Genomic DNA, 11,344 nt, shown 5'->3' on the forward strand with positions numbered 1-11,344 from the left:
CTTCGGGTATCATCCCGACCTTGAATCACGACTCACGTTCCAAGAAAAGTGGGTACTAGTTCGCCAACGGCGGCAGCGACACGTCGTAACCTACACCAGCCCTCTGCGCATTCGCTGTCGCAAATCAGAGCGGCAATAGAGCTAGGGCGCCCTACGAGCAAGAAAACGGACCTCTCCCCATGCCCATCATCAACCGTGTTGCTGCCCTCGCAGACGAAATGGCAGCCTGGCGCCATGACTTCCATGAGAACCCCGAGCTGCTCTACGAGGTGCACCGCACCGCCGGCATCGTCGCGGACAAGCTGCGCGAGTTCGGCTGCGACGAGGTGGTGACAGGCATCGGCCGCACCGGCGTGGTCGGCGTGATCCGCGGCCGCAAGAGCAACTCGGGCAAAACCATCGGGCTACGCGCCGACATGGACGCGCTGCCGATCACGGAGATTTCGGGCGTGCCCTACGCCTCGAAGATCCCAGGCAAGATGCACGCCTGCGGCCATGACGGCCACACCGCGATGCTGCTCGGTGCCGCAAAATATCTCACCGAGACGCGCAATTTCGACGGCACGGCCGTGGTCATCTTCCAGCCGGCCGAGGAAGGTGGCGGCGGCGGCAAGGCGATGGTCGACGACGGCTTGATGACCCGCTGGAACATCCAGGAGGTCTACGGCATGCACAACATGCCGAACCTGCCCGGAGGTGCGCAATCTCGTCGAGCGCCGCATCAGTGAGGTCGCCGAAAGCGTGGCGCGTGCTTACGGCGGATCGGCCGAGGCGAAGTACTCGCGCATGTATCCAGTGACGATGAACCACGCGCGCGAAGCCGGTATCGCGGCGGAGATCGCCCGCGACATCGTCGGCGCAGAGCGAGTGAACGAGAAGTTCATCCCAATTATGGGCGCAGAGGACTTCTCCTTTATGCTGGAGGCTCGCCCCGGCGCGATGATCCTCGTCGGCATGGGCGATGGCAACGAGTTTCACCATCCCGCCTACAAGTTCAACGACAACATCCTCGGCCACGGCGCGTCATACTGGGTGCGGTTGGTGGAGAAGACGATGCCGGCGGGATAGGCGGGTGCTGCAGGATGGGTTGGCCACAGGCGTAACCCACCTCTCTCCTCCGCTTGTTGCACAAGTGGCGGGTTCCGCTTCGCTAAATTGTGCCTCACGCGTCTCGTCAGTGATGGCCGAGGCAATCTTGTGGTCGTCATCGCCGGGACGCTTACCGGCCGGCCTCTAATTTTTCCTGTAGCACGGCGTCCGGCGTATCGATGCAGTGCGGCGGGGTGACGGCATCCTCGACATACTCTTTGTCGAACACGCCGTGACGCCCCGGCCGAGATTGCATCGGATTGCACAACATTAGACGGCAACAGCGTGACCATCACGTCGGAGATCTGATGCGCCCGAGATGGCGCCACTGGACGAATGACGGACAACGCCATTCATGGCGCCAACCAGTATTGTCCAATCTTTCGCGACAACGACGTCATGCCCGTGAGTTGACAGCGAATTCAGCGTCGTCTCGCCGGCGCGACCTTCAATCGCGACCTGTCGACCAGGCCATAGCCGAGCGCGCGGCGCGTCAAATGCCTCTTGCAGGGACATGCCCAGATCAAGGTAGTTTGTTAGTACTTGAGCCTGCGTCTGAAGAATTCCGAAGCTTCCCGGAGTGCCAAACGCAAGTCTTTCCCCGGACTGGCGGATGACAATCGATGGGCTCATGGGATGCTCAAAAGGCTTGGGTGGCATCCCCTCGCCAGTACCCGACAAATCGCCGTAATGAAGGAGATTGTTCAACGCCACACCGTGATGTGGCGTAACAATTCCAGATCCAAAATATAGCCCCAAACTTTGGGTCACTGCGACCAGGTTGCCTTCGCGATCTGCAATAGAAAAGGATGTCGTATTTTCTGTTGAGCCATCGACGGTCTGTTTGGTTTTAATCTTCGAGCCCAACTGTCGAAGGTTTTCTTCGTCCAGCAACGAACCGGCTTTTGGATATTCAGTTGGACCATCGACAGCCTCTTCAGTCTCGATCTTCGAGGCTAGGTGTCGGAGACTTTCCTCGTCGATCAAACGATAAAAGGCTTCCGCGCTGTCTATCTGACCTTCAATACGGGCGCGTGCAGAGAGCCGAATTAGCCGAAACAGGAGGTTCAGCCGATCTCCTTCGCGATCCCGCAGGTCGGCTGCGTTAGATTTTTCCAGCAGCGCCATCGTGAGTAGGTACTGGAAAGCGTGCGATGGTGGAGGCGGAGCGTAGATCTCGTTGCCCCTGTAACGAACGCATATGCCGTCCTGCCAAATTGGCTTCACAGAGGCGATATCCTCTCTCGTGATGCAACCGCCGTGAGCTCTCACGCTCCCTACAATCTCGTTCCCAAGCGGACCGTCGTAGAGATAATCAGCTCCAAGTTTTGCAATTGCCTCGTAAGTTTCAGCCAGTTTGGGCTGTTGGAGTACGGAACCGAACTGATTGGCGAGGTCGGTATCGCCGTAAATTGCGGCCCAATCCGCGAACAGTCGCGGGAGGGCCATGAGTTGTTGACGGCTCGCCCGCAGGGCCTCGACATTCAGCTCAATCTGCGGGAAGCCCTCCCGCGCCAAACGAATCGCCGGCGAGAGCGTGTCAGAAAATGGCAGTTTCCCATACTTGCGTACAAGCTCTGCCCATCCAGCCAGGCAGGCCGGTAGCCCCGTTCCGTAACCACCGCGCCTGATTGAAAAGCGGTCGTCAATGCTTGCAAAATCAAATGCGCGGGGAAATGAAGGCACAAAGTTCAATACCCGAATGCGATCTTCTGCAGCAACGTAGCAGATCGCGATGCCACATCCTGCAAGACCGGAACTGTAAGGTTCTACAACGTTTAAGGCTGCTCCAGTGGCTGCCGCCGCGTCAAATGCGTTTCCGCCGTCGCCAAGAATGCGTACACCGGCGCTCGCGGCTAGAGGATGGGCGGCGGCCACGACGCCCTGCAAAGAGGAAACGGTTGATCGCTTTCCGTTCATCAGACGGTCCTTTTTTTGAGGTTCTCGACGGAAAAGTCCGCCTTTGGGTTTGGCGACATCGCCGGCGTTGTCACGAGGTGAGAGCTGCTGGGCAAGCAGCCTTGCGCGATCGAGCGCGCAAGGCTGTAGGCGGCTCTTTAGTTTGGCGTAGTGGTTTCTGCATGGGATTTCGGGGGTCTCGTCGACAGCGAACGACTTTATTCAAGGATGGCTCGGAGTTCGGCACGGACGCTACGCGCATCGGCGATCAGATCAAGAAAGTGTGCAGCCGTCTCTTTGTCGCCTTGCTCACCGACAAAGAAGAAATGTCCTGCGCGAACATCTCGCTGCAGTCGTGATGGAAGATCGCTGACTACGGCTCTTAGTCTGTCCCATCGGGCTGCATCCAAGCCGATTGTGTTGGCGTCCGATCGAATCCTCTGAGCATTGAGAAAATGCCAGTTCAACCGATCGCACAGAACTTGCCCTTCGTCCGATCGCTCTGTCGGCACTATCATCGCGGTCATAGGAAACTCGGCGAACCGAGTGGTACGCGTGTCGTCCGGGCCTGTTCAAGATTCCAGGTAGCTCTTGCGCCCGAGTAGCGTTGAGCCGTGCCGCGCAGCATGATTGGTACATTACAGAGACATGAGTAAGCCGCATGAGGTCATCGTATGTTGCTGCAAGGGTATCAAGAACGCCCGTGACATTGGATTGCATATTCAGGAAGCGCGCCCTGTGAGCTCACTGCAAGAAGCGGCAATTCTTGTCCGAGACTGATGGTGTTGCCGTGAACATCGCAGGATCCCCTTGAGGCAGCATGCCAGGGATTTTCCTCACTTTACCGCTCCCCCGGTCAGCCCTTCCACGAACCATTTCTGTGCGGCAACGAAAGCGACCACAAGCGGGAGAACCACGAGCGTTGATGCGGCCATAAGGGGGCCGTAGTCGTTGCCGGCCTCCTCGTTCTTGAAGGCGATGACGCCGAGCGGGGGCGGCATAAGAGATTGGTCGCGCACCGCGATCACCGGCCAGAAGAGATCGTTCCAGTGGCCGACCACGGAGAAAATCGAGAAAGCGATGACGGATGGTAGCGCCATCGGCACCATGATCTTCCACACAATCGCGAGCTCGGAGAGACCGTCGAGCCGCGCGGCATGGACAACGTCATCGGGAATGGTCTTGAAGAACTGGCGGAACAGGAAGATGCCGAAGGGCGAGACCACGTAAGGGAAGATAAGTGCCGCATAAGTGTTGAGGATGCCAAGCTGGTAGCCGAGAATGAAGAGCGGCAACGAGAGCACCTGATGCGGCAGGAGCAGGCCGATTAGCACGAGGCCGAAGAACAGATCACGTCCAGGGAAGCGAAGCTTGGCGAGCGCGTAGGCGCAAGGGGCGCACACCAGGATCTGAAGGCTGAGGATGACAGCGCATACGATCAGGCCGTTGCCCATGTACCGGGGTAACGGTACTTCGGTCAGCGCCTTGGTATAGTTCTCGACGCCATAGAATTGCACGGGCCAGAAGGAGAAGGACGCGCGGAAGATCTCGCCGGGCGGCTTGATCGACAGCGACACCATCCACACGAAGGGGACGAGAATAAGCGCTCCGGTGACGAGCAGCACGCCATGTCGAACAATGGCGGCGGGCGGCGACAGATGACTGGTAGGGGTGATGGCGCTCATTGGTAATGCACCTTCCTGTCCATGACGCGAGTCTGGACGAGGGTAAGAGTCACGATGATGGCGAGAAAGACAACGGCAACGGCGGCGCCATATCCAGTACGCAGGTACTCAAAGCTCTCGCGATAGAGCGTGTACAGCAGCACTTCGGAGGCGTGGCCGGGCCCGCCCTGGGTAAGCACTTTCACGGCGTCGAAAGACTCGAACGCCCTCAGCGCCACAACGATGACAACGAACATGGAGACAGGCCCGAGCATGGGTAGAGTAACGATGCGCAACCGGTCGAGCCAGAGATCGGCACCGTCGACGTCGGCAGCGTCGTAGAGATCCTGCGGAATACTCTTGAGACCGGCAAGAAACAACACCATTGCGTAGCCGAGGTTCTGCCAGATGCCAATGAAGGCGAGCACAGGCAGAGCTGTATTCTCATCGCGCAGCCAGTTAGTGGTCGGCAGTCCGATCGCACCGAGCGTCTGGTTGACGAGACCAATCGTCGGATGCAGCAGCGCCTCCCAAGCGATTGCCATGGCGGTGAGTGTCGCCATGAACGGCAGAAAATGAATGGCACGGTAAAAAGCGCGGCATGATTTCTCACTTTCGATCAGAAGCGCGATCAGGAGGCCGAGGAAGACAGTTCCGGGCACGACGATCAATGCATAGAGGACTGTGTTGACGAGCGAGGCCCTGAAGCCCGCGTCAGCGAAGACCTCGCGGAAGTTGGCGAGGCCGACGAAGGAAAGAGAACCCGCCCCGAACTGCCAGTCAGAGAGAGCGATGACCAAGACGGCGATCACCGGCAGGAAGAACAAGACCAGCAGAAAAAAGAGCGCCGGCCCAGCAAGCATCCAGGCCGCCAGCGCTTCCGTAAAGGAACGCCGGGAAGCCGGTGAGGCGGCGGGGAATTGGAAGGTCCGAACGCGACCGGTCGCGGACGGCTCCTGGGAGGCGCCGGAATGAGCAAGAGGCTCACTCATTGGGCGACCTCCCGGATTGGCGAGATCGATGCCCGACCGGCTTCCGCCTCCCGGCGCAAACGCCGCCCATCACGGGTGAAGAAAAGCACGCGGTCGGGCCTGACGCCGAGATGCAGGGTCTGGCCGGGAGTGATATGAGGAGCCCGTTCGGCGAGCAGCCTTGCGATCAACGGATGAGCGACCGCCGGGAGTTCGAGATGGACGAAGAGATCGGAACCCATGTGCTCGATCATGCGCACTGAACCGGTCAGCCCCCCCTGCCCTCGGTGATCAGCGAGATGAAATGCCTCAGGGCGAATGCCAAGAGTGAGAGGCGTGCCGGGCAGTGCTTCAGCCTCAATCGCAAGCGTCGATGCGGCCACATCAATCAGGCCGCGCTCACGCACAATGCCGTCGAGCATGTTGATCTTGGGCGAGCCAATAAACTCTGCAACGCGCCGATCGTCTGGATCGGCGTAGATGTCTTGTGGCGGAGCGACCTGCAACAACTCGCCATCGAGCATCACCGCCACCCGATCCGATAGCGTCATGGCTTCGACCTGATCATGGGTCACATAGACAAACGTGACCCCGAGCCGTTGGTGCAGTTCCTTGATCTCCGCGCGCATCTGTACACGCAATTTAGCGTCGAGATTGGATAGCGGCTCGTCCATCAGGAAAACGGCCGGATGGCGCACCATTGCGCGGCCAACAGCGACGCGCTGGCGCTGACCTCCGGAGAGCTGTCCCGGTTTGCGGGCCAGCAAGTGGCCAATGCCGAGGGACTTGGCGGTACGGGTGACTTCCACGTCGATCTCGGCAGCAATCCCCGCGGTTCCTGGCAGAAGGGGGCCGACAAGAGGAAGCCTTTGGAAGCCCGAGAGTCGGCGCATCCGCAACGGTAGCGCCATATTCGAGGCGACCGTCATGTGGGGATAGAGCGCGTAGGACTGGAACACCATCGCCACGTCTCGTCGCTTTGGCCGCAGTCCATCCACCCCCCGCTCGCCGATCGATATCGAGCCTGTATCCTGCACCTCGAGCCCTGCGAGGATACGTAGCAGCGTTGATTTCCCGCACCCTGACGGTCCCAAGAGCGTCAGAAACTCGCCGTCCGCTATCGACAGCGACACACGACGCAAGACAGATGTTGGGCCAAACTTCTTGTCGACGCAGTCGATTGAGACGGATGCCATCGCCGTTACCTCCCGGCACAAAACTCTTTTTTGCGCAACATACGTTGGGACGCGAGAACTTCAAAACCCGCATTGCTACAGCTAGATGACACCCATCGACTAACTCGATATGCGCACACGCAAAATGCGATGACGTACGGCACTCCACGGATAATGCCACAAGGAGGATCCGGCGCTCACACTTCCTCACATGTCCGCGCGCCATGACCCATCATGTCGCCCGCCAATCCTCATCTGCCAAATTCCAGGGGACTTTTTGCCGTGCTGCTGGAGCTACGGCCCAAGCGGCACGCATTGCCGTCGCCTAATGTTTGCATGCGGTATCTGTCGCTGGACGACGTACGTCCAAAAAAGGGTCTTGGTCCGGCGAGCTGCCGCAAACGTCGATCAATTCATGCAAAAACACGATCTCTAGATTAGTGAGCCCGCTTGAGAGCGAGTAGAGGTTGCCACCGCTTTTGCTTCTAGCTTCGCTGGGTACCCTATCTTGTCTCTCGTCGCTCAACGCCTCAATGTCGTCCGCCCCTCCGAAACCAAGGCCATGACCGCTCGTGCAGCTGAGCTGCGCGATCAGGGTGTCGACGTGATCACGCTCAGTCAGGGCGAACCGGATTTCGGCACGCCGTCGGCTGTGTGCGAGGCTGGGATCCGGGCTATTCGCGACGGGCGAACGAAATACACCGCGGTTGCCGGAATCAAGCCGCTGCGCGAGGCAATCCGCAAGAGCCTCAGTCGCGATCACGGGCTCGATTATGGCATCGACCAAATTACGGTGGGCTGCGGTGCCAAGCAGGTCGTCTTCAACGCGCTCTTCGCCAGCCTTGATCCGGGCGACGAGGTGGTGATCCCGACGCCGTGCTGGGTCTCCTATCCGGATATGGTGTCGCTCGCCGGCGGCAAGCCGGTTCTCGTTGCCTGCGATGAATTCCATGGCCTCAAGCTGCGTCCCGAGGCGTTGGAAGCGGCGATCACGCCTCGCACGAAGTGGCTGATGCTGAACTCGCCGTGCAATCCGACCGGAGCGGTTTACAGCCGAAGGGAGCTGCTGGCGCTCGCCGCAGTGCTACGCCGCCACGCTCATGTCCACGTGCTGTCCGACGATATCTATGAAAAACTCACCCACAACGGTGACTTCGCCACGATGGCCGCGGTCGCGCCGGACCTTTGCGACCGCACGCTGACAGTCAATGGTGTATCCAAGGCCGACGCAATGACCGGCTGGCGCGTCGGTTATGGGGCTGGCCCTCTGCCACTGATCAAGGCGATGAACCTGATCCAGGGACAGACCTCTTCGCACACCAGCTCGATCTCTCAATACGCCGCCATCGAGGCGCTGTCCGGCGGACGGAAGCACATCAAGGAATTCGCGAGCGCCTTCCTGCAACGCCGCGACCTCGTTGTCGCCAAGCTGAATGAAGCCGAGGGACTTTCGTGCCGCGTCCCGGACGGTGCCTTCTACGCGTTCCCCTCCTGCACAGGTGTTATCGGCAAGCGTGCGCCGGACGGCAAGGTGATCGAAACCGACACCGATTTTGCGATGTATTTGCTCAACGCATTCGGCGTGGCTGTCGTGCCCGGCAGCGGCTTCATGGCCTCGCCTTATATCCGCATTTCCTATGCCTCTTCGCTCGAGGACCTCACGCGCGCTTGCGACCGCATCATCGCCGCCTGCGCCGCCCTGTCTTGAAAGATCTCCCGGATGTCCCCTGCGAAACGCCTGCGCGCCCGCATGGCCGAGACTGGCCTCGTTCATATCATGGCCGCCCATAGCCCGTTTTCTGCGATCATCGCCGAAGAAGCTGGATTTGATGGCTTATGGGCCTCCGGCTTCGAACTGTCGGCACTCTATGGTCTCGCAGACATGAGCCTGATCTCGATGACACAGCATCTCGACATGCTGCGGGCGATCGCCGGATGCACGACGCTGCCAATCGTCGCCGACATCGATACGGGTTATGGCAATGCCATCAACGTCATCCATGCCATCACGGAATACGAGCGCGCCGGCACCAGCGCCGTTGTCATCGAAGACAAGACCTTTCCAAAGGTAACGAGCCTTGTTGCCGATGGGCGTCAGGAACTGCTGCGCATTGAGGAGTTTCAGGGGAAGATCGAGGCTGCGATCACGACAAGACGGGACCCGAATTTCCTCGTCATAGCCCGCACCGAAGCCTTGATCGCAGGCCTCGGCGAAGCGGAAGCCCTGCGTCGGGCGAAAGCCTATGTGGAGGCTGGCGCCGACATGATCCTGATCCATTCGAAAAAGAAGGATCCTTCCGAGATCGAAAGCTTCTCGCGCGCCTGGACCGGACCGGTACCGCTGGTGATCGTGCCGAACGCCTACCCGGATCTCGACGCTGAACGCGTCAAGGCGCTCCGCAACATCCGCATGATGATCTACGGCAACTACGGCATTCGCGCTTCCGCCACTGCCATGCAGGAGACCTTCCGCCGAATCATTGCCGACGGCGGGGTCCAGAACGTCCACAAGGACATTCTGCCAGTGGAGGAGATTTTCAGGCTTCAGAAGATGCACGAGATTAAGGCGGCTGAAGCTCGCTTCCTTCGCTGAACGCTGCGATTAGTACCCTCCGTAACTAGCGAGATCTTGAACCGAGACTCGACGCCCCAACTCCGCTCAGGCGCCACCCTGACGCCCTTAGGACAATTTGAGTAACGGCTTGGTCCTTCAGAAATTCGCGACTGCGAATAGTGATCGCGCCGGCGCCGACGGCTCTAACGGAGCGCTCAAAGGTGCACCTCTGAAATCCGTCGGAAGCGATTGAAGTCAGTGAGCCCGCAGGAATTGCACCAATGAGGCCGATTTTACGCGGGAGATACCGCTGATAAGCAGTAATCCGGCTAGATACATCGAATAATGTGATGGAGCATTCTCCTTTGGCAATGCCCTGCCGTGGCAACTAGCGGACATTCCATAAAGCTACCGGAGCGAAGATGGCTGCCGACCACGATGAAGTACCCCTCAACGCAATCCGGGTGTTTGTGACCATTGCACGAGAAGGAAGCGTAACGCGTGCAGCCCGCACGTTGGGAACAACACAGAGCTCCGTCAGCCGCTATCTGGCCGTGTTACAGGACTACTTCGGTACAGATCTCGTGGAACGGCGAGGTCGACGGAGCGAATTGACGGAATTCGGGCGGCTTTTCGCGAACACCGTTGCCGAACCGCTTGATACGGTGTGTTTCACCGCCAAGAGAATGCGGCGACGGAATCAACCGGACGCCAATCGGATTGTGGTCCGCACATCGCTTTCGACCTTCGCTTACTCCTTTCTGATTCCCAATCTCCAGGCGTTCTCCGCTGAGATGGGTGGCGTCATCGTGGACGTGATCAGCTCATTGTCTCCGCCGACATCGTCCGACCATTTTGACATCTTGATTACTCGCGATCTCTCCGTCATTGAACCGGCCGACGATTGGGAGATCTACAATGAGACACTCGTATGCGTGGGCGCTCCTAGTCACGTAGCGGGAAAAACACTCTCAATTGTTCGTTCAATGCCAATTCTGAACATCACGTCCCGGCCCGACATACTGCCCACATGGCTAAGGGCGATGAACCTAAGTGCCCAAAACATAAAATTGGGGGCGCGATATGATCACAATTACCTTGCTCTGCCGGCCGCCATAACAGGAAAATGCCTACTGGTAGCCCCCGAAATCATTGTCAGCGATCTTGTGCGCGCGGGCGCACTGCATGCGATACCAGGATCGCGTACTCCGAGCGGGATGCAATATCGGGCCTATGCGGTCGATCGCAGTGACAATTCCGAGGTCGCGCGTGCGTTTTGCCGATGGGTCGCCCGGCTCTGCAAAAAGGCCGCAATTTTGGAAGCCGCCTAACTGCGTATCCGGCGATATCAGAAGTTCGATCGATGGATCGTATTTGGATGCAATAGCTCAGTGGTAGAGCGATCGTCCGTTCAAGTGGCGAGACGTTCGACGACAACGCCTTCCCTCGCCGCACAAAGACCGAGCAGAACTGATGCCCAGAGGACACCGTGCGCAACGATGAGATCGCTCGCCTACTCGCAAGGTGTCATTTTCAGGGGCCGCAGCGCAGCTCGCCGATCAGCCAAAGGTTCAGGACGCGTCGTACTTGTTCTTTCCCTTGCGACGGAGCAGTGCGCGATAGCCGCCCCGAATGAGGCGCAGCCCCATCTTGACCAGGCGAATGGTCTGGCTGCGCAGATTGTCCGTTTTCCAACCTCGATCGGGAACGCGAAGCGTGCCAAACAGGCCTTGCGCGATCTGGCGATAGCTGTTTCCTTCCAGCCACCCATCCGCTGCTCGCAGAGCGAGAATGAGCCGCCGCCGGGTCAGGATCGATCGAGCAAGAGGCGGTGGTCCGAGGGGACGCTGTTCGAGCGCTCGAAAAAATCGACGTGCTGCGCGCAAACGCATGTCGAAATTGCGGTCGAGCGACAGGTCGACGGCGACTAATGAGCCGCTCGCTGGAAGCTCTGGTAGCCAAAGGCGATGCTTTGCCCCTCCGAGCGGCACG

At 59.1% G+C, this 11,344-nt stretch carries 9 protein-coding genes and 1 pseudogene; 4 read left to right on the plus strand and 6 right to left on the minus strand.

Going from position 1 to position 11,344, the window contains the following annotated elements:
- The first annotated feature begins 179 nt into the window (after positions 1-179).
- A pseudogene (locus ACFFWD_RS17425) lies at positions 180-1,068 on the plus strand (amidohydrolase).
- Between the two features lie 291 nt (positions 1,069-1,359).
- Here ACFFWD_RS17425 and ACFFWD_RS17430 read toward each other — a convergent pair.
- From ACFFWD_RS17430 to ACFFWD_RS17450, 5 genes are all read right to left on the minus strand, one after another.
- A complete protein-coding gene (locus tag ACFFWD_RS17430; RefSeq protein WP_376967234.1) occupies positions 1,360-3,009 on the minus strand; it encodes a gamma-glutamyltransferase in 1,650 nt (549 codons plus the stop codon).
- A gap of 197 nt (positions 3,010-3,206) precedes the next feature.
- Entirely contained in the window at positions 3,207-3,515 is a 309-nt protein-coding gene (locus ACFFWD_RS17435; protein WP_376967236.1) for a hypothetical protein, read from the minus strand.
- 309 nt (positions 3,516-3,824) lie between these two features.
- Positions 3,825-4,673: a carbohydrate ABC transporter permease gene (locus ACFFWD_RS17440; protein ID WP_376967238.1), complete on the minus strand. Its 849-nt coding sequence runs from the start codon at positions 4,671-4,673 to the stop codon at positions 3,825-3,827.
- On the minus strand, positions 4,670-5,515 hold the full coding sequence (locus tag ACFFWD_RS17445; protein WP_376967272.1) for a carbohydrate ABC transporter permease: 846 nt from the start codon (positions 5,513-5,515) through the stop codon (positions 4,670-4,672). The genes ACFFWD_RS17440 and ACFFWD_RS17445 overlap by 4 nt, the downstream gene beginning before the upstream one ends.
- A 125-nt stretch (positions 5,516-5,640) precedes the next feature.
- A complete protein-coding gene (locus ACFFWD_RS17450) occupies positions 5,641-6,819 on the minus strand; it encodes an ABC transporter ATP-binding protein (protein ID WP_376967240.1) in 1,179 nt (392 codons plus the stop codon).
- Between the two features lie 541 nt (positions 6,820-7,360).
- Between ACFFWD_RS17450 and ACFFWD_RS17455 the strand changes: the two genes are divergently transcribed.
- From ACFFWD_RS17455 to ACFFWD_RS17465, 3 genes are all read left to right on the plus strand, one after another.
- A complete protein-coding gene (locus tag ACFFWD_RS17455) occupies positions 7,361-8,506 on the plus strand; it encodes a pyridoxal phosphate-dependent aminotransferase (RefSeq protein WP_376967242.1) in 1,146 nt (381 codons plus the stop codon).
- 42 nt (positions 8,507-8,548) lie between these two features.
- On the plus strand, positions 8,549-9,391 hold the full coding sequence (locus ACFFWD_RS17460; RefSeq protein WP_376967274.1) for an isocitrate lyase/phosphoenolpyruvate mutase family protein: 843 nt from the start codon (positions 8,549-8,551) through the stop codon (positions 9,389-9,391).
- A 383-nt stretch (positions 9,392-9,774) separates the two neighbouring features.
- Positions 9,775-10,683 (plus strand): LysR family transcriptional regulator, encoded by a 909-nt coding sequence (locus tag ACFFWD_RS17465; RefSeq protein WP_376967244.1) that lies wholly within the window; start codon positions 9,775-9,777, stop codon positions 10,681-10,683.
- Between the two features lie 240 nt (positions 10,684-10,923).
- Here ACFFWD_RS17465 and ACFFWD_RS17470 read toward each other — a convergent pair.
- Positions 10,924-11,344: DUF2285 domain-containing protein (locus ACFFWD_RS17470; RefSeq protein WP_376967246.1), on the minus strand; the 421-nt coding region annotated here is incomplete at its 5' end.

Source organism: Bradyrhizobium erythrophlei (genome assembly GCF_042430365.1).
Classification (GTDB): domain Bacteria; phylum Pseudomonadota; class Alphaproteobacteria; order Rhizobiales; family Xanthobacteraceae; genus Bradyrhizobium; species Bradyrhizobium erythrophlei.

Excerpts from the sequence above, each read along its gene's own strand:
- ACFFWD_RS17430 (WP_376967234.1), bottom strand. The coding sequence starts at position 3,009 with ATGAACGGAAAGCGATCAACCGTTTCCTCTTTGCAGGGCGTCGTGGCC.
- ACFFWD_RS17435 (WP_376967236.1), bottom strand. The coding sequence starts at position 3,515 with ATGACCGCGATGATAGTGCCGACAGAGCGATCGGACGAAGGGCAAGTT.
- ACFFWD_RS17440 (WP_376967238.1), bottom strand. The coding sequence starts at position 4,673 with ATGAGCGCCATCACCCCTACCAGTCATCTGTCGCCGCCCGCCGCCATT.
- ACFFWD_RS17445 (WP_376967272.1), bottom strand. The coding sequence starts at position 5,515 with ATGCTTGCTGGGCCGGCGCTCTTTTTTCTGCTGGTCTTGTTCTTCCTG.
- ACFFWD_RS17450 (WP_376967240.1), bottom strand. The coding sequence starts at position 6,819 with ATGGCATCCGTCTCAATCGACTGCGTCGACAAGAAGTTTGGCCCAACA.
- ACFFWD_RS17455 (WP_376967242.1), top strand. The coding sequence starts at position 7,361 with ATGACCGCTCGTGCAGCTGAGCTGCGCGATCAGGGTGTCGACGTGATC.
- ACFFWD_RS17460 (WP_376967274.1), top strand. The coding sequence starts at position 8,549 with ATGGCCGAGACTGGCCTCGTTCATATCATGGCCGCCCATAGCCCGTTT.
- ACFFWD_RS17465 (WP_376967244.1), top strand. The coding sequence starts at position 9,775 with ATGGCTGCCGACCACGATGAAGTACCCCTCAACGCAATCCGGGTGTTT.